Origin of the sequence: Saccharopolyspora griseoalba, from assembly GCF_042665275.1 — a bacterium.
Taxonomy (GTDB): Bacteria; Actinomycetota; Actinomycetes; order Mycobacteriales; family Pseudonocardiaceae; genus Saccharopolyspora; species Saccharopolyspora griseoalba.
The window spans coordinates 200,120-218,080 of record NZ_JBHTCJ010000004.1 but is presented as its reverse complement, the minus strand read 5'-3'; the positions used below and the strand labels follow the sequence as shown (position 1 = coordinate 218,080).

The 17,961-nt window shown below is 68.3% G+C and carries 24 protein-coding genes; all 24 read right to left on the bottom strand.

Going from position 1 to position 17,961, the window contains the following annotated elements; all coding sequences use genetic code 11:
- Nucleotides 1-16: 16 nt before the first annotated feature.
- Entirely contained in the window at nucleotides 17-415 is a 399-nt protein-coding gene (gene rplR, locus ACFQRI_RS09875; RefSeq protein WP_380666878.1) for a 50S ribosomal protein L18, read from the bottom strand.
- A gap of 2 nt (nucleotides 416-417) precedes the next feature.
- Nucleotides 418-957, bottom strand: a complete 540-nt coding sequence (rplF, locus tag ACFQRI_RS09870; RefSeq protein WP_380666876.1) for a 50S ribosomal protein L6 — start codon at nucleotides 955-957, stop codon at nucleotides 418-420.
- A gap of 16 nt (nucleotides 958-973) precedes the next feature.
- Complete coding sequence (gene rpsH, locus ACFQRI_RS09865; RefSeq protein ID WP_380666874.1) at nucleotides 974-1,372, bottom strand: 30S ribosomal protein S8; 399 nt, start codon at nucleotides 1,370-1,372, stop codon at nucleotides 974-976.
- A gap of 249 nt (nucleotides 1,373-1,621) precedes the next feature.
- Nucleotides 1,622-1,807, bottom strand: coding sequence for a type Z 30S ribosomal protein S14 (locus ACFQRI_RS09860; RefSeq protein WP_380666872.1), 186 nt, complete (start codon nucleotides 1,805-1,807; stop codon nucleotides 1,622-1,624).
- 3 nt (nucleotides 1,808-1,810) lie between these two features.
- A complete protein-coding gene (gene rplE, locus ACFQRI_RS09855) occupies nucleotides 1,811-2,374 on the bottom strand; it encodes a 50S ribosomal protein L5 (protein ID WP_380666870.1) in 564 nt (187 codons plus the stop codon).
- A gap of 2 nt (nucleotides 2,375-2,376) precedes the next feature.
- Complete coding sequence (rplX, locus tag ACFQRI_RS09850; protein ID WP_380666868.1) at nucleotides 2,377-2,691, bottom strand: 50S ribosomal protein L24; 315 nt, start codon at nucleotides 2,689-2,691, stop codon at nucleotides 2,377-2,379.
- Nucleotides 2,692-2,693: 2 nt separating this feature from the next.
- A complete protein-coding gene (rplN, locus tag ACFQRI_RS09845; RefSeq protein ID WP_380666866.1) occupies nucleotides 2,694-3,062 on the bottom strand; it encodes a 50S ribosomal protein L14 in 369 nt (122 codons plus the stop codon).
- Nucleotides 3,063-3,304: 242 nt separating this feature from the next.
- The gene (rpsQ, locus tag ACFQRI_RS09840; RefSeq protein WP_380666864.1) at nucleotides 3,305-3,583 is read right to left on the bottom strand and encodes a 30S ribosomal protein S17; all 279 of its coding nucleotides are present in this window, start codon (nucleotides 3,581-3,583) and stop codon (nucleotides 3,305-3,307) included.
- Entirely contained in the window at nucleotides 3,580-3,822 is a 243-nt protein-coding gene (gene rpmC / locus ACFQRI_RS09835; RefSeq protein ID WP_380666862.1) for a 50S ribosomal protein L29, read from the bottom strand. Before rpmC ends, rpsQ begins: the two co-directional genes overlap by 4 nt.
- Complete coding sequence (gene rplP / locus ACFQRI_RS09830) at nucleotides 3,822-4,241, bottom strand: 50S ribosomal protein L16 (RefSeq protein ID WP_380666860.1); 420 nt, start codon at nucleotides 4,239-4,241, stop codon at nucleotides 3,822-3,824. The genes rpmC and rplP overlap by 1 nt, the downstream gene beginning before the upstream one ends.
- A 3-nt stretch (nucleotides 4,242-4,244) precedes the next feature.
- Nucleotides 4,245-5,078: a 30S ribosomal protein S3 gene (gene rpsC, locus ACFQRI_RS09825; protein WP_380666858.1), complete on the bottom strand. Its 834-nt coding sequence runs from the start codon at nucleotides 5,076-5,078 to the stop codon at nucleotides 4,245-4,247.
- On the bottom strand, nucleotides 5,078-5,497 hold the full coding sequence (rplV, locus tag ACFQRI_RS09820; RefSeq protein ID WP_380666856.1) for a 50S ribosomal protein L22: 420 nt from the start codon (nucleotides 5,495-5,497) through the stop codon (nucleotides 5,078-5,080). The genes rpsC and rplV overlap by 1 nt, the downstream gene beginning before the upstream one ends.
- Nucleotides 5,498-5,539: 42 nt before the next feature.
- Nucleotides 5,540-5,821: a 30S ribosomal protein S19 gene (gene rpsS, locus ACFQRI_RS09815; protein ID WP_263249838.1), complete on the bottom strand. Its 282-nt coding sequence runs from the start codon at nucleotides 5,819-5,821 to the stop codon at nucleotides 5,540-5,542.
- An 18-nt stretch (nucleotides 5,822-5,839) separates the two neighbouring features.
- Nucleotides 5,840-6,673: a 50S ribosomal protein L2 gene (rplB, locus tag ACFQRI_RS09810; protein ID WP_380666852.1), complete on the bottom strand. Its 834-nt coding sequence runs from the start codon at nucleotides 6,671-6,673 to the stop codon at nucleotides 5,840-5,842.
- 31 nt (nucleotides 6,674-6,704) lie between these two features.
- Complete coding sequence (rplW, locus tag ACFQRI_RS09805) at nucleotides 6,705-7,004, bottom strand: 50S ribosomal protein L23 (protein ID WP_380666849.1); 300 nt, start codon at nucleotides 7,002-7,004, stop codon at nucleotides 6,705-6,707.
- A complete protein-coding gene (gene rplD / locus ACFQRI_RS09800) occupies nucleotides 7,001-7,684 on the bottom strand; it encodes a 50S ribosomal protein L4 (RefSeq protein ID WP_380666846.1) in 684 nt (227 codons plus the stop codon). The genes rplW and rplD overlap by 4 nt, the downstream gene beginning before the upstream one ends.
- Complete coding sequence (gene rplC / locus ACFQRI_RS09795; RefSeq protein ID WP_380666844.1) at nucleotides 7,684-8,340, bottom strand: 50S ribosomal protein L3; 657 nt, start codon at nucleotides 8,338-8,340, stop codon at nucleotides 7,684-7,686. Before rplC ends, rplD begins: the two co-directional genes overlap by 1 nt.
- Nucleotides 8,341-8,373: 33 nt before the next feature.
- Nucleotides 8,374-8,679 (bottom strand): 30S ribosomal protein S10, encoded by a 306-nt coding sequence (gene rpsJ, locus ACFQRI_RS09790; RefSeq protein WP_009948626.1) that lies wholly within the window; start codon nucleotides 8,677-8,679, stop codon nucleotides 8,374-8,376.
- Nucleotides 8,680-9,211: 532 nt separating this feature from the next.
- Nucleotides 9,212-10,405: an elongation factor Tu gene (gene tuf / locus ACFQRI_RS09785; protein WP_380666842.1), complete on the bottom strand. Its 1,194-nt coding sequence runs from the start codon at nucleotides 10,403-10,405 to the stop codon at nucleotides 9,212-9,214.
- A 201-nt stretch (nucleotides 10,406-10,606) separates the two neighbouring features.
- Complete coding sequence (gene fusA / locus ACFQRI_RS09780) at nucleotides 10,607-12,709, bottom strand: elongation factor G (RefSeq protein WP_380666840.1); 2,103 nt, start codon at nucleotides 12,707-12,709, stop codon at nucleotides 10,607-10,609.
- A 94-nt stretch (nucleotides 12,710-12,803) separates the two neighbouring features.
- Entirely contained in the window at nucleotides 12,804-13,274 is a 471-nt protein-coding gene (gene rpsG / locus ACFQRI_RS09775; RefSeq protein ID WP_380666838.1) for a 30S ribosomal protein S7, read from the bottom strand.
- On the bottom strand, nucleotides 13,274-13,648 hold the full coding sequence (gene rpsL, locus ACFQRI_RS09770) for a 30S ribosomal protein S12 (protein WP_380666836.1): 375 nt from the start codon (nucleotides 13,646-13,648) through the stop codon (nucleotides 13,274-13,276). Before rpsL ends, rpsG begins: the two co-directional genes overlap by 1 nt.
- Nucleotides 13,649-14,184: 536 nt before the next feature.
- A complete protein-coding gene (locus ACFQRI_RS09765) occupies nucleotides 14,185-15,657 on the bottom strand; it encodes a TNT domain-containing protein (RefSeq protein ID WP_380666834.1) in 1,473 nt (490 codons plus the stop codon).
- Nucleotides 15,654-17,660, bottom strand: a complete 2,007-nt coding sequence (locus ACFQRI_RS09760; protein ID WP_380666832.1) for an ADP-ribosylglycohydrolase family protein — start codon at nucleotides 17,658-17,660, stop codon at nucleotides 15,654-15,656. The genes ACFQRI_RS09765 and ACFQRI_RS09760 overlap by 4 nt, the downstream gene beginning before the upstream one ends.
- Nucleotides 17,661-17,961 lie beyond the last annotated feature (301 nt).

Genomic DNA, 17,961 nt, shown 5'->3' with positions numbered 1-17,961 from the left:
CGTTCTTGCGCACTTGTCAGAACTCCAGACCGCCGTCACGGGCGGCGTCGGCCAGCGCGGCCACCCGACCGTGGTAGGCGTTACCGCCGCGATCGAACACGACCTTGTCGATGCCGGCGTCCTTGGCGCGAGCGGCGACGAGCTCGCCGACCTTGGTCGACATGGCCTTCTTGTCGCCCTCGAAGCCCCGCAGGTCCTGCTCCAGGCTGGTGGCCGAGACCAGGGTGTGGCCCTTGGTGTCGTCGATGACCTGCGCGGTGATGTTGCGCAGCGACCGGGTGACGACCAGACGCGGGCGCTCGGCGGTGCCGACGATCTTCTTCCGGATGCGCGTGTGCCGCTTGGCCCGGGCAAGCCGACGCTGGGTCGAGATGTCCTTGCCAACCGGCGTGCGCTTGGTAGCTGTCTCGCTCATGGTCACTTACCCGTCTTTCCGACCTTGCGGCGGATGTTCTCACCCGCGTACCGGACACCCTTGCCCTTGTACGGGTCGGGCTTGCGCAGCTTGCGGATCCTGGCGGCGATCTCGCCGACCAGCTGCTTGTCGACGCCCTTGACCGAGAGCTTGGTCGGGCCGTCGACCGCGAACTCGATGCCTTCCGGGGGCTCGATCACGATGGGGTGGCTGTAGCCGAGGTTGAACTCGAGGTTCGCGCCCTTCTGCAGCACTCGGTAACCGACGCCCTGGATCTCCAGGTCCTTCTGGAAGCCCTTGCTGACGCCGATCACCATGTTGTTGACCAAGGTGCGGGTCAGGCCGTGCAGCGAGCGGGACTCCCGCTCGTCGTCCGGGCGCTTGACCAGCACCGCGCCGTCCTCGTCCTTCTCGACGACGATCGGCTCGGACACCCGGTGCTCGAGAGCGCCCTTGGGGCCCTTCACGCTCACCGCCTGGCCGTCGATAGCCACCTCGACGCCGGAGGGGACGGTGATCGGCAGCTTTCCGATGCGCGACATAGCCGCTCCTCCTCCCTTACCAGACGTAGGCGAGGACTTCCCCGCCCACGCCGTCCTTCATGGCCTGCCGGTCGGTCCGCAGACCGCCGGAGGTCGAGATGATCGCGACGCCCAGACCGCCCAGCACCTTGGGAAGGTTGTCGGACTTGGCGTAGACCCGCAGACCGGGCTTGGAGACCCGGCGCAGGCCCGCGATGCTCCGCTCGCGGTTCGGGCCGTACTTGAGCTCGACGACGAGCTGCTTGCCCTTCTCGCCCTCTTCGGTGCGGGAACCGGACACGTAGCCCTCCCGCTTGAGGACCTCGGCGATGTTCGCCTTCAGCTTGGAGTGCGGCATCACGACCTCGTCGTGGTATGCCGAGTTCCCGTTCCGCAGACGTGTCAGCATGTCTGCGATCGGATCGGTCATCGTCATGACCTGCTCTACCTTTCTCGTCTGGTTCCGATGAGCCCCGACCACGTCCCACCCGGCGGGTGAGCGTCTGGACTCTGGCCTGGACGAAGTTCGGGGTCACCTGCCCGTCCGGCAGGGCCCTCAACCATTACGCGTTCTCAAGTACGGCGTTCGCCGCGGAGCGCGGGCATCAGCCCTGGTAACGCCTGCCGAGGGTACCGGCACGTCCGGATCCACCGGACAGCCGGGGCGCCCTCGGCAGGCGGAACGTCACCAGGAGGACTTGCTCACGCCGGGCAGCTCGCCGGCGTGGGCCATGTCGCGGAAGCACACCCGGCACAGCCCGAACTTGCGGAACACCGAACGCGGACGCCCGCACTTCTGGCAGCGGGTGTAGCCGCGAACCTTGAACTTCGGCTTCTGGGCCGCCTTGTGAACCAGCGCCTTCTTCGCCATCGCTCAGTTCTCCTTGAACGGGAAGCCCAGGTGCTTCAGCAGCGCCCGGCCCTCGTCATCGTTGGTCGCCGTGGTAACCACGGTGATGTCCATGCCGCGCGGCCGGTCGATCGAGTCGGGGTCGATCTCGTGGAACATCGACTGCTCGTTGAGGCCGAAGGTGTAGTTGCCCCGGCCGTCGAACTGCTTGCCCGACAGACCGCGGAAGTCGCGGATGCGCGGCAGCGAGATGGTGACCAGGCGGTCCAGGAACTCCCACATCCGGTCGCCGCGCAGGGTGACCCGCGCGCCGATCGGCATGCCCTCGCGCAGCTTGAACTGCGCGATGGACTTGCGGGCCCGGCGGACCTCGGGCTTCTGACCGGTGATGGCGGCGAGGTCGCGAACGGCGCCCTCGATCAGCTTGCTGTCCCGCGCGGCGTCGCCGACACCCATGTTGACCACGACCTTGACCAGGCCGGGCACCTGCATCACGTTGGAGTACTCGTACTCCTCGTTCAGCGCCTGGCGGATCTCCTCGCGGTAGCGGGTCTTGAGCCGGGGGACGATCTTCTCAGTCGTGGTCATGATCAGATGTCCTTACCGTTGCGACGCGAGATGCGAACCTTCTTGCCGTCCTCACCGATGCGGTAGCCGACGCGGGTCGGCTTGCCGTCGGAGTCCACGACCATCACATTGCTCACGTGGATCGGGGCTTCCTGCGTCACGATGCCGCCGGACTGCGCACCGCGCTCGCTCTGCGAGACCTTGGTGTGCTTCTTGATCCGGTTGACACCCTCGACCAGGACGCGGTTCTGCTGCGGCATGGCCTGGATGACCTTGCCCTTGGCACCCTTGTCCTTACCGGAGACGACGACGACCGTGTCGCCCTTCTTGATCTTCATGATCACAACACCTCCGGCGCGAGCGAGATGATCTTCATGAACTTCTTGTCGCGCAGCTCGCGGGCAACCGGTCCGAAGATCCGGGTACCGCGCGGCTCGCCGGTCGGGCGGACCAGAACGGCGGCGTTCTCATCGAACCGGATGTACGAACCGTCCGGACGACGCCTTTCCTTCTTCTGCCGGACGATGACGGCCTTGACCACATCGCCCTTCTTGATTCCGGCACCCGGGATGGCTTCCTTGACGGTCGCCGTGATGATGTCCCCGAGGCCCGCGTAACGACGCCCCGACCCACCGAGGACACGGATCGTGAGGATCTCCTTGGCCCCGGTGTTGTCGGCGACGCGAAGTCGCGACTCCTGCTGGATCACTTGATGACTCCTGACCCTAAGTGCCCGAACCTCGTGCCCGGGCACACTCTGGCGCGCCAAATTGCCGACCTGACGCGCGCGGTCAACTTCCGGCACGCGAACCGGCCGGACCGCTGAACTCCCCGGAGGAAGAACGCCGCGACCGGCCGGCTGTGCAACGTGCTCGACGGATGCGGGAAGAACCCGCACCCCGCAGGACGGCATGAGCGAAGAACATTGTCGCCCACGCCGCTCTGCCGAAGTTACTTGGCCTTCTCCACGACCTCGACCAGCCGCCAGCGCTTGTCGGCCGACAGCGGACGGGTCTCCATCAGCAGCACCCGGTCGCCGACACCGGCCGTGTTGGCCTCGTCGTGCGCCTTGACCTTGGTGGTCTGCCGCATGACCTTGCCGTAGAGGGCGTGCTTCTTGCGGTCCTCGAGGGAGACCACGATCGTCTTGTTCATCTTGTCCGAGACGACGTAGCCCTCGCGCACCTTGCGGCGGTTGCGCTCCTCCACGCCCTGTCCTTTCTCACTCATGCCGCGCCCTCCTCAGCGCCTTCGGGGGAAACCGTCAGGCCCAGTTCGCGCTCGCGCATGATGGTGTAGATCCGGGCGATGTCCTGCCGGACGGTGCGCAGTCGCCGGTTGTTCTGCAGCTGACCAGTGGCCATCTGGAAGCGGAGGTTGAACAGCTCCTCCTTCGCCTCCTTCAGCCGCTGCACGAGCTCCTCGTTGTTCAGCTCGCGGAGCTCGGATGCGGTGACACCCGCTGCCATCAGAAGTCACCACCCTCGCGGGACACGATCTTGCACTTCATCGGGAGCTTGTGCGCCGCGCGAGTCAGCGCCTCGATCGCCGTCTTCTCGTTCGGGAAGGTCAGCTCGAACATGATCCGTCCGGGCTTGACGTTGGCGACCCAGGACTCCGGCGAACCCTTACCGGAACCCTGACGGGTTTCGGCCGGCTTCTTGGTGATCGGGCGGTCCGGGAAGATGTTGATCCAGACCTTGCCGCCACGCTTGACGTGCCGGTTGATCGCGATACGGGCCGACTCGATCTGCCGGTTGGTGACGTAGCCGTGCTCGATCGCCTGAATGCCGTACTCGCCGAAACTGATCCGGGTGCCACCCTTGGCGAAGCCCTTACGCTTCGGCGCGTGGCTCTTGCGCCACTTCACCCTGCGTGGGACGAGCACGTCTCAGCCCTCCGTCTTCTCTTCAGCCGCAGCAGCCTGCGGCTGCTCGCCCTCCGCGGCCTTGTCGGCCTTGGCGGACTTGTCAGCTGCAGCGCGGTCGCCACCGCCACGACGACGGCCACCGCGGTCGCCGCGGCCGCCGCGGTTGTCCCGGTCGCCACCGCCGCGCGGCGGGCGGACCTCGGACTCCTGCTGCTTCTGCTTCAGGCCACCGACCAGCTCGCCCTTGTAGATCCAGACCTTGACGCCGATGCGCCCGAAGGTGGTCTTGGCCTCGAAGAAGCCGTAGTCGATGTCCGCGCGCAGCGTGTGCAGCGGCACGCGCCCCTCGCGGTAGAACTCCGAGCGGGACATCTCAGCGCCGCCCAGACGGCCCGAGCACTGCACCCGGATGCCCTTGACCTGCGGCGAGCGCATGGCCGACTGGATGGCCTTGCGCATCGCGCGCCGGAAGGACACGCGGTTGGACAGCTGCTCGGCCACGCCCTGCGCGACCAGCTGGGCGTCCGCCTCGGAGTTCTTGACCTCGAGGATGTTCAGCTGAACCTGCTTGCCGGTCAGCTTCTCCAGCGAACCGCGGATGCGGTCCGCCTCGGCACCGCGACGGCCGATGACGATGCCCGGCCGGGCGGTGTGAATGTCCACCCGGACGCGCTCGCGAGTGCGCTCGATCTCCACCTTGGAGATACCCGCGCGCTCCATACCGCGAGACAGCTGCCGGCGGATCTTGACGTCCTCCGCGACGTACTCCGAGTACTGCTTGTCGGCGTACCAGCGGGACTTCCAGTCCGTGGTGATGCCGAGTCGGAAGCCGTGCGGGTTGATCTTCTGACCCACTACCGGGCACTCCCCTTCTGGCTCTTTCGGGACTTGGCCGCCGCCTTGGGACGCGACTCGACCTCGACCGTGATGTGACTGGTCCGCTTGCGGATCCGGTACGCACGGCCCTGCGCGCGCGGCTGGAACCGCTTCAGCGTCGGCCCCTCGTCGACGTACGCGTGGCGCACGACCAGCGTCTCGGGGTCGAGAGAGAGGTTGTTCTCGGCGTTGGCCATCGCGCTGGCGAGCACCTTCGACACCGGACCGCTGGCGGTCTGCGGCGCGAACTGGAGCACGGCCAGGGCATCGGCGGCACTCCGGCCCTTGATGAGATCGACCACGCGGCGCGCCTTCATCGGCGACACGCGGACGAACCGGGCCCGTGCCACTGCGTGCGGGAATTCCTCCGCAGCAGTGGAGTCGGAACGGGCTGTCATCCTGCTACCCCTTGCTCTTACTCGTTCGTGTCACAGACCCGCTCAGCGGCGCCGCGACTTCCGGTCTTCCTTGACGTGGCCCTTGAAGGTGCGGGTCGGGGCGAACTCGCCCAGCTTGTGCCCGACCATGGCCTCGGTGATGAACACCGGAACGTGCTTACGGCCGTCGTGCACCGCGAAGGTGTGGCCCAGCATGTCCGGGATGATCGTCGACCGGCGGGACCAGGTCTTGATCACGGTCTTCTTGCCCGATTCGTTAAGCGCGTCCACCTTCTTGAGCAGGTGGTCGTCCACGAACGGGCCCTTCTTCAGGCTGCGTGGCATGTTTGCTTACCTCCCTGCTCAGCGCTTCTTGCCGGTGCGACGGCGGCGGACGATGAGCTTGTCACTCGGCTTGCGGAGGCGGGTACGACCCTCCGGCCGACCCTTCGGGTTCACCGGGTGGCGACCACCGGAAGTCTTGCCTTCACCACCACCGTGCGGGTGGTCCACCGGGTTCATGACGACACCGCGGACGGTCGGGCGCTTGCCCTTCCACCGCATGCGGCCGGCCTTGCCCCAGTTGACGTTGGCGTGCTCCGAGTTGCCGACCTCGCCGACGGTGGCCCGGCACCGCGCGTCCACGTTGCGGATCTCGCCCGAGGGCATCCGCAGCTGGGCGTACGGACCGTCCTTGGCCACCAGCTGCACCCGGGCACCGGCCGAGCGAGCGATCTTCGCGCCCTGACCGGGGCGGAGCTCGATCGCGTGGATCACGGTACCGGTGGGGATGTTGCGCAGCGGGAGGTTGTTGCCCGGCTTGATGTCGGCCCGAGCACCGGCCTCGACCGTGTTGCCCTGCTGCACACCGTTCGGCGCGATGATGTAGCGCTTCTCGCCGTCGGCGTAGTGCAGCAGCGCGATCCGGGCGCTGCGGTTCGGGTCGTACTCGATGTGCGCGACCTTGGCCGGCACACCGTCCTTGTCGTTGCGGCGGAAGTCGATCACGCGGTAAGCCCGCTTGTGACCGCCACCCTTGTGCCGCGTGGTGATCTTGCCCTGCGCGTTCCGCCCCGCCTTGCGGTTCAGCGGACGCACCAGCGACTTCTCCGGCTCCGTCCGGGTGATCTCGGCGAAGTCGGACACGCTAGAGCCACGACGTCCCGGCGTCGTCGGCTTGTGCTTGCGAATGCCCATCGTTAAAGCAACCTCGTCCTAATCAGCACCGTCAGGCGGCCGGTCCACCGAAGATGTCGATCGACTTGCTCTCCGGAGAGAGCGTGACGATCGCGCGCTTGGTGTTCTTGCGCTTGCCGTACCCGGTGCGGGTGCGCTTGCGCTTGCCCTCGCGGTTGATCGTGTTCACGCCGGAGACCTTCACGTCGAAGATCTTCTCGACAGCGATCTTGATCTCGGTCTTGTTCGAGCGCGGGTCCACGAGGAAGGTGTACTGGCCCTGCTCCTGCAGGCCGTAGCTCTTCTCGGAGATCACCGGCGCAATGATGATGTCTCGGGGGTCGGCGCTCACTGCTCAGCCTCCTCAGCGGAAGAAGCGGCGGCCTTGACCGACCGGCCCTTGGCCGGCCCGGCGACGAAGCGCTCGAACGCAGCCTTGGAGAACACCACGTCGTCGCTGTTGAGCACGTCGTAGGTGTTGAGCTGACCCGGGTCGATCAGGTGCACGTTCTGCAGGTTCCGCAGGCTCAACCACGAGTTCTCCTCCTCGTGGCGGTCGAGCACCACCAGAACCTTCTTGGCCTCGGTCCAGTTCCGCAGCGCGGTCTTCGCCGACTTGGTGGACGGGCTCTCGCCCTCGACCACGCCGGTGACCACGTGCAGCTGGCCGGCGCGAACCCGGTCGGAGAGGGCACCGCGCAGGGCGGCGACCTTCATCTTCTTCGGGGTCCGCTGGGTGTAGTCCCGCGACTGCGGCCCGTGGACGGTGCCACCGCCGACGAACTGGGGCGCACGGGTCGAACCCTGACGGGCGTTACCGGTGCCCTTCTGGCGGTACGGCTTCTTCGAGCCGCCGGAGACCTGACCGCGGGTCTTGGTGGCGTGGGTGCCCTGGCGCGCGGCGGCCAGCTGGGCCACCACGACCTGGTGCATCAGCGCCACGTTCGCCTGCGCGTCGAAGATCTCGGCGGGCAGCTCGACGGTGCCGTCGGTCTTGCCGTCCGGGGTACGGACATCGAGCGTCAGGCTCATCACGCACCACCCTTCGCCTTAGCCGGGCTCTTGACCAGGACCAGGCCGCCCTTGGGGCCGGGCACCGCGCCCTTGATCAGCAGCAGGCCGGTCTCGTTCTCGACCTTGTGCACCTTCAGGTTCTGCGTGGTCACGCGGTTCTTGCCCATGCGGCCGGCCATCTTCATGCCCTTGAACACGCGGCCCGGGGTGGCGCAGCCACCGATCGAACCCGGCTTGCGGTGCACCGCCTGAGCACCGTGGCTCATCGGCTGACGGTGGAAACCGTGCCGCTTGATGGTGCCCGCGAAGCCCTTGCCCTTGCTGGTGCCGACCACGTCGACCACCGCGCCGGCCTCGAACAGCTCAGCGCTGATCTCCTGGCCGACCTCGTATTCGCCGGCGTCCGCGGTGCGCAGCTCGACCAGGTTGCGGCGCGGGGTGACGCCGGCCTTGGTGAACTGGCCGGACTCCGGCTTGTTCACCTTGCGCGGGTCGATGGCGCCGTACGCCAGCTGCACGGCCGAGTAGCCGTCCTTCTCAGGGGTCCGAATCTGGGTGACCACGTTCGGCCCGGTCTGCACGACCGTCACCGGGACGACCCGGTTCTTGTCGTCGAAGACCTGGGTCATGCCGAGCTTGGTGCCCAGAATCCCCTTGATCTGCCTGTCAGACATTGGTCTCGTTCTCTCCAGCTACTCCGTCGCCGCTTACTGGATGTTCACGTCGACGCTGGCCGGCAGGTCGATGCGCATGAGCGCGTCGACCGTCTTCGGCGTCGGTTCGAGGATGTCGATGAGCCGCTTGTGCGTCCGCATCTCGAAGTGCTCCCGCGAGTCCTTGTACTTGTGCGGGGAGCGGATGACGCAGTAGACGTTCTTCTCCGTGGGCAGCGGCACCGGCCCAACGACCCGAGCGCCGGTGCGCGTCACGGTCTCGACGATCTTGCGTGCGGACGCGTCGATCGCCTCGTGGTCGTAGGCCTTGAGCCGGATGCGGATCTTCTGTCCCGCCATGGTGGCTTGCCGTTCCTCTAGTCTCGTGCCGCGGTTAGGTCAGTGCGGGTGCGGACGCACCTCACTGGTGCCCCTCGCGGCCCTCAGCGTGGTGTCGTCCCCGATTCGGGAGCCGTCACAGCTCTGTCGTCCGCCCCTGTTCAGGTTTGTCGATGCCCGGTACACGCGGTCGGGCGTGTCGGCCACTGGCCGCAGACCGGTCCCCTTCGAACGTCGCCGATGGGGTGGACCCGGAGGTCCGTACACCTTCTTGTGCCCCGCTCTCCCCGGCCTGAGCCGGGGGCGTTCCCGAATTCCGTGAGAGCGAATCCCGGAGCGCCGAACAAGGGCGCGAATATCGCACCAGAACCGCCGGATCGATCGAACGCCGCGTTGCCGCGGCTCATCGATCCCGCTGCTCTGCGCGAGCAACCCATACAGGATGACACACCGCCATGTGCCAGCCCAAATCGGGGGTCGCCTCGCGGGACCGAAGTCACCGCAAGACAGCGGAAGGCCCGCCTCCCCGGAAGGAGGCGGGCCTTCCGTCACGTCACTTGTTGATCTTGGTGACGCGACCGGCGCCGACGGTGCGGCCACCCTCGCGGATCGCGAAGCGGAGGCCCTCGTCCATGGCGATGGGCTGGATCAGCTGGACGGACATCTCGGTGTTGTCGCCCGGCATGACCATCTCGGTGCCCTCCGGCAGCGTCACAACACCGGTGACGTCAGTGGTCCGGAAGTAGAACTGCGGACGGTAGTTGTTGAAGAACGGCGTGTGCCGGCCACCCTCGTCCTTGGACAGGATGTAGACCTGCGCCTCGAACTCGGTGTGCGGGGTGGTGGTGCCCGGCTTCACAACGACCATGCCGCGCTCGACCTCTTCGCGCTTGACACCGCGGATCAGCAGACCCACGTTGTCGCCCGCCTGGCCCTCGTCGAGCAGCTTGCGGAACATCTCGACACCGGTGACGGTGGTCTTGATCGGCTTCTCCTTGATGCCGACCATCTCGACCTCCTCGTTCACCTTGATGACACCGCGCTCGATGCGACCGGTGATCACGGTGCCGCGGCCGGTGATCGAGAAGACGTCCTCGACCGGCATCAGGAACGCCTGGTCGGTGGCACGCACCGGGTCCGGGATGTTCTCGTCGCAGGCCTGCATGAGCTCGACGATCTTCTGGCCCCACTCGGCGTCGCCCTCCAGCGCCTTCAGCGCGGAAACGCGAACGACCGGAGCGTCGTCGCCCGGGAACTCCTGCTCGGACAGCAGCTCGCGGACCTCCATCTCGACGAGCTCGAGGATCTCCTCGTCGTCGACCATGTCGGCCTTGTTCAGCGCAACCAGGATGTACGGCACGCCGACCTGACGGGCGAGCAGCACGTGCTCGCGGGTCTGCGGCATCGGACCGTCGGTCGCGGCGACCACCAGGATCGCACCGTCCATCTGGGCGGCACCGGTGATCATGTTCTTCACGTAGTCGGCGTGACCCGGGGCGTCAACGTGGGCGTAGTGCCGCGCCTCGGTCTGGTACTCGACGTGCGCGATCTGAATCGTGATGCCGCGCTCTTTTTCCTCCGGCGCCTTGTCGATCTCGTCGAACGGCGTGAAGGGGTTCAGCTCCGGGAAATTGTCGTGCAGAACCTTGGTGATGGCCGCGGTGAGCGTGGTCTTGCCGTGGTCAACGTGACCGATGGTCCCGATGTTGACGTGCGGCTTGTCCCTCTCGAACTTCGCCTTCGCCACTGGATTGTCCTCCTGGACTTGTTAACTTTCCGCCGTACGACTTGTTGTGCCAGGCGGAGTCCTGTCGGGTAGGTGACGGGCGGACCGGATCCACTTCGGACCGGCCCGCTCGCCGCCGTATTGGAGGGGATTGCTCCCCGGTCGCCTTCGCGAGGCGTCGCCTCGATGATGGGGGCCGGCGAACCGGCGCCCATCAGCGGGTCACTCGCCCGTTGCCTTGGCGATGATCTCCTTAGCCACGTTGGCCGGAACCTCGGCGTAGGAGTCGAACACCATCGAGTAGTTGGCGCGCCCCTGGGTCTTGGACCGCAGGTCGCCGACGTACCCGAACATCTCGGACAGCGGCACGAGAGCCTTGACGACGCGGGTACCGCTGCGCTCCTCCATGGCCTGGACCTGGCCACGGCGGGAGTTCAGGTCGCCGATGACCTCGCCCATGTAGTCCTCGGGCGTGGTCACCTCGACCGCCATCATGGGCTCGAGCAGCGCGGGGGAAGCCTTCGCCGAGGCCTCCTTCATCGCCATCGAACCCGCGACCTTGAACGCCATCTCCGACGAGTCGACCTCGTGGTACTGGCCGTCCAGCAGGGTCATCTTCACGCCGACCATCGGGTAGCCGGCCAGCACGCCGTACTGCATGGCGTCCTGCGCACCCTCGTCCACCGACGGGATGTACTCCCGCGGGATTCGACCACCGGTGACCTGGTTGTCGAACTCGTAGGACGGCGAGTCGGCAGTCTGCTCGATCGGGTCGAGCCGAACGATCACGCGCGCGAACTGACCGGAACCACCGGTCTGCTTCTTGTGCGTGTACTCGTACTTCTCGATCGACTTGCGAATCGTCTCGCGGTAGGCCACCTGCGGCTTACCGATGTTCGCCTCGACCTTGAAGTCGGTCTTCATGCGGTTGACCAGCACCTCGAGGTGCAGCTCACCCATGCCCTTGATGATGGTCTGACCGGTCTCGTCGTCCAGGTTGACCTGGAACGTCGGGTCCTCCTCGGCGAGCTTCTGGATCGCCGTGGAGAGCTTCTCCTGGTCGGCCTTCGTCTTGGGCTCGATGGCCACCTCGATGACCGGCTCGGGGAAGGTCATCGACTCGAGGACGATCTGGTTCTGCGAGTCGCAGAGCGTGTCGCCGGTCGTGGTCTCCTTGAGACCGATCACCGCGTAGATGTGGCCGGCCTGGATCTCCTCGACCGGGTTCTCCTTGTTGGAGTGCATCTGGAACATCTTCCCGATGCGCTCCTTGCGGCCCTTGGTCGAGTTGACGATCTGCGCACCCGAGGAGACCTTGCCGGAGTAGACCCGGATGTAGGTCAGCTTGCCGAAGAACGGGTGCACCGCGACCTTGGAGACCAGCGCGGAGAAGGGCTCCTCGGTGGAGGGCTTGCGCTCGGCCGGGGTCTCGCCGTCCGGCAGGGTGCCCTGCACGGCCGGGACGTCCAGCGGCGACGGCAGGTAGCTGACGACAGCGTCGAGCATGGGCTGCACGCCCTTGTTCTTGAACGCGGTGCCGCACAGCACCGGGAAGGCCTCCCGGTCCAGGGTCAGCTTCCGGATGCCCTCGCGGATCTGCTCCTCGGTCAGCTCCTCGCCGCCGAAGTAGGCCTCCATGAGCTCTTCCGAGGACTCGGCGACGGACTCGACGAGCTGCTCGCGGTACTTCGCGGCGGTCTCGGCGAGGTCGGCCGGGATGTCCTCGATCGCGTACTCGGTGCCCTTGGCGACGTCGCCGCGCCAGGTCAGAGCCTTCATCTGGACCAGGTCGACGACGCCCTCGAAGTCGGACTCCGAGCCGATCGGCAGCTGGAGGACCAGCGGCTTGGCGTTCAGCCGCTCCTCGATCGTCTTGACCGAGAAGTAGAAGTCGGCGCCCAGCTTGTCCATCTTGTTGATGAAGCAGATGCGCGGGACCTCGTACTTGTCGGCCTGCCGCCAGACCTGCTCGGACTGCGGCTCAACGCCCTCCTTGCCGTCGAACACCGCGACGGCGCCGTCGAGGACGCGCAGCGAGCGCTCCACCTCGACGGTGAAGTCGACGTGGCCGGGCGTGTCGATGATGTTGATCTGGGTGTCGCCCCAGAAGGTGGTGGTGGCAGCCGAGGTAATGGTGATACCCCGCTTCTGCTCCTCCTCCATCCAGTCCATCGTCGCGGCGCCGTCGTGCACTTCGCCGATCTTGTAGTTGATCCCCGTGTAATAGAGGACCCGCTCCGTCGTGGTGGTCTTGCCCGCATCGATGTGGGCCATGATGCCGATGTTGCGGACCTTGGTGAGGTCCGTCAGCACGTCGCGTGCCACGAGTTCGTTCCCCGTTCCCTAACAGCAGGTGCTAGTCCTGTGACAGGTGCAAGCTGTCGAATTCGGTGCGCAGGCGGGCAAGACCCACCCGACGTCACCAGCGGTAGTGCGCGAAGGCCTTGTTGGACTCCGCCATCTTGTGCGTGTCTTCGCGCTTCTTGACGCTCGCGCCGAGACCGTTGCTCGCGTCCAGCAGCTCGTTCATCAGGCGCTCGACCATGGTCTTCTCGCGGCGCTGCCGGGAGTAGGTGACCAGCCAGCGCAGCGCGAGGGTGGTGGACCGGCCGGCCCGCACCTCGATCGGCACCTGGTAGGTCGCGCCACCGACGCGGCGGCTGCGGACCTCCAGGCTCGGCTTGACGTTGTCCAGAGCACGCTTGAGCGTGACGACCGGGTCGGTGCCGGTCTTCTCCCGGCAGCCTTCCAGGGCCGCGTAGACGATCCGCTCGGCCAGCGAGCGCTTGCCGTCCACGAGGACCTTGTTCACCAGCTGCGTGACCAGCGGCGAGCCGTACACGGGGTCAGCGTGCAGCGGCCGCTTGGGGGCCGGACCCTTGCGGGGCATCAGCTCTTCTCCTTCTTCGCGCCGTAGCGGCTGCGAGCCTGCTTACGGTTCTTCACACCCTGGGTGTCAGCGGAACCGCGGATGATCTTGTAGCGCACGCCCGGGAGGTCCTTCACACGGCCGCCACGAACGAGCACGATCGAGTGCTCCTGCAGGTTGTGGCCCTCGCCCGGGATGTAGGCGGTCACCTCGATGCCGCTGGTCAGCTTCACACGAGCGACCTTGCGCAGCGCCGAGTTGGGCTTCTTCGGGGTGGTCGTGTACACGCGGGTGCACACACCACGCCGCTGCGGGCTCCCCTTGAGCGCCGCGGTCGTGGTCTTCGCGACCTTGTCCTGGCGGCCCTTACGGACCAGCTGCTGGATGGTGGGCATGGACCGGCTTTCTGTCAGCGTTCGCGTCTTCTGGGTACTCGACCAAGCAGCCGCTCGTTCGAGCTTCGGCGTGCCCTGGCGTCGAGCACCTCTCAGGCACTGTGTTTCGGGACTCCTCCGCACCACGAGGTCGGGCGTGTCGGCCTCTACCTCGCCTCACGGCCCCGGCGTGACCCCGAAAAAGGGAACGACCCAGAGGGTTCTGGAGGAGTTCCACACATCCTCGGCGCTGCCGCGGCCGCCCGAAGCTGGACAGCCACGTCATGCACGGGCATGCGGATCGACCCGATAGGTGTCGGGTCCGATAAGCAAAGATACCTGCCCCGTTCTCAGAGGGTCAAAACGGGGTCCCCCTTGACCTGCTCGATCACCCGGCGGCAACCACGGCGCCGCTGCTGAGGTGCGAGCTCGCGTCATCCTTCGAGAGCCACTGTACCCAGACGGGCAAGAGCTCCGGGACGCCGAGATCCGCACCACACCTCCGGCCGCCGTCCCGCAACGGCCGGCGAGCGGGTCCGATCCGCCCGTTTCCCGGTTCACACCTCGGCGAGCCAGCCGTCCTCGACCAGACCGGTCAGCCGGTTCGGCAGCACGTAGGCGGTGCCGCCGCCCACCTGGCCGTTGGCCGGGAGCGCCTGGCCGGCGATGACCTCGAAGGGGCGCACGACCCGGTAGCGGTGGTACTCGCCCGGGGGCCTCCCCGAAGGGAGACCGCGCTGCGGGATCGTGGTGCCGGCCACGTAGGCGGTGTTCATCGACGGATCGCCGAAGCGGTCGATCTCGGCGCCCTCGGGCAGGACGGCCATCGTCCTGTTCTCGTAGGCCGACAGCGGCGGGTCCTCCGGGAACGGCAGCCACGGGCACTCGAACTCGCCCAGCACGTCGCCCTGCGGGCGCTGGTAGCGCTCGCGGTGCATGGTCATCGCGCCGACCAGGTAGGCGGCAGCGCTCGGCTCGTCGGGGAACTCGGCGCGCTGGACGACCTCGCCGCGCAGCACCCGGGCGACCTGCCACCAGCCCCGCTCGTCGCGGGTCTTGGTCCAGAAGTCCTCCTCCTGCTGCGACTCGTAGAACCGGGCCCCGATGCCCTGCTCGGCGAGCGCCACCACGGACCGCTTGTGCAGCTCCGCCCGGTCGTGCGGCAGCAACGACTCCGGCTCCGCGCCGAGCACCAGCGCCTTGGCCTGCGCCTGCGCGTGGTCGCTGACCCGCTTCGGCGGCTGGTAGCCCCGGGTCCGGATGTGGTCGAGGAAGGCCCGCGGCGGGGCGACGTCGTGCTCGCGCAGGTAGTAGGCCATCGACACCGGCCAGACGAAGGCTCCGTCGGTGTGGAAGGCCTTGGGCACCTCGGGCGGACGCGCGGGGTCGAGCGCGTCGGCGTCCGCCCCGTTGGCCGACAGCAGGATCTCGCCGCCCAGCAGGTAGTTGATCACCTGCTGCTTCTCGGCGAACGGGAGCGCGGGCCGGAACACCTGCGGTCCGGGCTCGTCGAAGAGCGGCGCCATCGCGATCCGGCCGCCGCTCGGTTCCGCGCGGTGCTCGACGAAGTGCTCCCAGGCGGCGGCCAGCAGCCACTCCGGCGCCTCGACGCGCGGGAAGTACCGCAGCTCGTCGAAGTGGTGGCGCTGGTCGGCGCCGTCCCACCGGGGCTGCTCGAAGGTGGTGCGGAAGTCGAGCTCCGGACCGGTCACCGCGAACGCGGCGCGGGTGAAGGCGCCGGTCCCGGGCAGGTAGCAGACCGCGCGCAGCCGCTCGAACTGGCGCACGACCTCGTCGGTGGGCCGCCAGGGCTCGCCGCCGACCGAGCCGGCGACCTCCAGCCGGGTGCCCAGCGCGGTGCAGGTGAGCTCGGCGTCACCGGCCGGGAGCAGCTCGCCCAGCTGCTGGACGAGCCGTTCGCGCTGGCCGCTGCGGTCCGGCGTGCTTCCGAAGCCGGCCCGCTCCGGGAACCGCGGGCCCACCGGCCGCGGTTCCTCCTCCCGGACGACGACGTTCTCCCCCGGGGTCACCGGTTCTCCTCGTGCTCTTCGTGCCGCGCCACCCCGTTGAGGCGGCGCGGGGCCGGCTTGGGCTGCGGGAACTCGGCGGCCATCGCGGGCTCGCGGCTGCGGACCGGGTAGCGCTCGGCCCAGTCGGAGTCCGAGGGCGGTTCGATGGCGGCCTGGCCCGGCTGGAACCCGCCGCGGCCGAACTCGGCCACGCAGTCCAGGGCCATCTGCTCGATGACGTCGCGCAGCTCCAGCTCGGCCAGCCAGTCCAGCGGCAGCGCACCCACGCCGCGCAGGGCGCCGACGATGTTGCCGCAGATCGCGCCGGTGGAGTCGCTGTCGCCGTCGTGGTGCACGGCCACGCGCAGCGCCAGCTCGGCGTCCTCGCCGCCGACCAGCGCCGCGCACACCGCGATGGCCAGGGCCTGCTCGCCGACCCAGCCGCCGCCGAGCACCTCGGCCAGCCGCTGCGGCGTGGGCACGCCCTCCTCGGCGAGCTGAACCGCTGCCTTGACCACGGCCGAGGTCTCCTCGCCGCCCTCCCAGGTCTCCAGCACCTGCAGCGCCAACCACACGCCGTCGTCGAGGCTCCGGCCGAGCAGCGCCTGCTGGACGATCACCGCCAGCGCGCCCGCCGAGTGATAACCGGCCGGGTGGCTGTGCGTGATGGCCGCGGTGCGGGCGCCCAGCTCGAAGGCCTCGGCGGGGTCGGTGGAGCACAGCGCGGCCGGTGCCGCGCGCATCACGCCGCCGCACCCCTTCGAGTCGTTGATCCGCTCGGTGAGCGAGCCGGCCGGGTGCCCGTCGCCGAAGCGGGTCAGCGCGCGGAAGATCGTCTTACCCGGCGCGCGGGTCTTGAACAGCCCCGGCACCTCGACCAGCCAGCCGTCCGGTGCCGGGTGGTCGGTGCGGAACGGCCCGACCGCCGCGTCCCACTCGACGCCCTGGGTGTGCAGCCAGCGCTGGTAGGCCAGCTGGACGTGCGGGATCGGATCGGCGTCCCCGCCGCTCCGCGCGGCCACGCTGGCCCGGATCAGCCCCTCGGCGGTGAACAGGGTCATCTGGGTGTCGTCGGTGATCGCCCCGTGCGCGCCGTAGGCCTCGCGCAGCCCGCGCGGGCCCTGCGGGCCGAACCGCTCGGTGATCTGCTCGGCGGTGACGAACTCCAGGTCCGAACCGTAGGCGTCGCCCAGCCCGCCGCCGAGGAAGCAGCCGAGCACCCGCTCGGTCAGCGAGGGCGCGGCGTCCCCGGGACCGTCGGCCACGGCGTGCCCGCCGCGCGGGACCGCCGGGGCCCGCTCGGCCGCGCGCGACCCCGGATCAGCTGCCCGGCCGGGGAAGAACGCCTGGTCAGCGAGGCCCTTCTCAGCGACGTCCGGGCCCGGGGAGCGCGCGGGCTCGACTCCGGTCGCGTCCGCTCCGACCACCTCGGACTCGGCCGTCTCGGCTGCCTCGGGCTCGGTGGTCCCGGGCTCAGCTGCCTCGGTCGTGGCGGTGCCAGCGGAACCCTGCTCGTCCTCGTCGGGGGTTTCGGACAGCTCGGTGGGTTCCGGTGCGAACGCGGGCAGGCCCGAGGCGAGCGCCGGCTCGGGTTCCAGGTCGACCCGCGGGCCGTCCTCGTCCCCCGGCTCCGGCTCGTCGGCGTCGGCCGCGAAGGCCCGCTCCGGATCGGATTCCCAGCCGAAGCGCGGGTCGGCGGATTCGCGCTTCGGCGCGCTGTCCACGTCGTCGCTGCTCGACGGCGCGCCGATACCGCTGACGTCGACCACGGGGACCTCGATGTCCACCGGGGACCGGCGCGGCAGCGGCTGCTCCTCGGCCTGCTCGGGCTCGATCTCTTCCGCCTGCTCCTCCGGTTCGGGATCGACCGGCGCGGCATCGGTGGGCGGTTCCGGTGCGGGTTCGGCGACCGGTTCCGGTTCGAGATCGACCAGCGGGGTGTCCGGCACCGGCTCGGCTTCCGGCTCGGGCTCGGGCTCCGGTTCCGGCTCCTGTTCGAGATCGACCAGCGGCGTGTCCGGCACCGGCTCCGGCTCAGGCTCCGGTTCCGGCTCAGCAGCAGGCTCCGGCTCCAAATCCACCAACGGCGTATCCGGCACCGGCTCCGGCTCAGGCTCCGGTTCCGGCTCAGCAGCAGGCTCCGGCTCCAAATCCACCAACGGCGTATCCGGCACCGGCTCCGGCTCAGGCTCGGGATCCGGCTCAGCAGCAGGCTCCGGCTCCAAATCCACCAACGGCGTATCCGGCACCGGCTCCGGCTCAGGCTCGGGATCCGGCTCAGCAGCAGGCTCCGGCTCCAAATCCACCAACGGCGTATCCGGCACC

Bases quoted from the DNA above. Each gene is read 5' to 3' on its own strand.
- rplR (WP_380666878.1), bottom strand. From the start codon at position 415: ATGAGCGAGACAGCTACCAAGCGCACGCCGGTTGGCAAGGACATCTCG.
- rplF (WP_380666876.1), bottom strand. From the start codon at position 957: ATGTCGCGCATCGGAAAGCTGCCGATCACCGTCCCCTCCGGCGTCGAG.
- rpsH (WP_380666874.1), bottom strand. From the start codon at position 1,372: ATGACGATGACCGATCCGATCGCAGACATGCTGACACGTCTGCGGAAC.
- ACFQRI_RS09860 (WP_380666872.1), bottom strand. From the start codon at position 1,807: ATGGCGAAGAAGGCGCTGGTTCACAAGGCGGCCCAGAAGCCGAAGTTC.
- rplE (WP_380666870.1), bottom strand. From the start codon at position 2,374: ATGACCACGACTGAGAAGATCGTCCCCCGGCTCAAGACCCGCTACCGC.
- rplX (WP_380666868.1), bottom strand. From the start codon at position 2,691: ATGAAGATCAAGAAGGGCGACACGGTCGTCGTCGTCTCCGGTAAGGAC.
- rpsQ (WP_380666864.1), bottom strand. From the start codon at position 3,583: ATGAGTGAGAAAGGACAGGGCGTGGAGGAGCGCAACCGCCGCAAGGTG.
- rpmC (WP_380666862.1), bottom strand. From the start codon at position 3,822: ATGGCAGCGGGTGTCACCGCATCCGAGCTCCGCGAGCTGAACAACGAG.
- rplV (WP_380666856.1), bottom strand. From the start codon at position 5,497: ATGACAGCCCGTTCCGACTCCACTGCTGCGGAGGAATTCCCGCACGCA.
- rpsS (WP_263249838.1), bottom strand. From the start codon at position 5,821: ATGCCACGCAGCCTGAAGAAGGGCCCGTTCGTGGACGACCACCTGCTC.
- rplB (WP_380666852.1), bottom strand. From the start codon at position 6,673: ATGGGCATTCGCAAGCACAAGCCGACGACGCCGGGACGTCGTGGCTCT.
- rplD (WP_380666846.1), bottom strand. From the start codon at position 7,684: ATGAGCCTGACGCTCGATGTCCGTACCCCGGACGGCAAGACCGACGGC.
- rplC (WP_380666844.1), bottom strand. From the start codon at position 8,340: ATGTCTGACAGGCAGATCAAGGGGATTCTGGGCACCAAGCTCGGCATG.
- rpsJ (WP_009948626.1), bottom strand. From the start codon at position 8,679: ATGGCGGGACAGAAGATCCGCATCCGGCTCAAGGCCTACGACCACGAG.
- rpsG (WP_380666838.1), bottom strand. From the start codon at position 13,274: ATGCCCCGCAAGGGTCCGGCCCCCAAGCGGCCGCTGCACGCTGACCCC.
- rpsL (WP_380666836.1), bottom strand. From the start codon at position 13,648: ATGCCCACCATCCAGCAGCTGGTCCGTAAGGGCCGCCAGGACAAGGTC.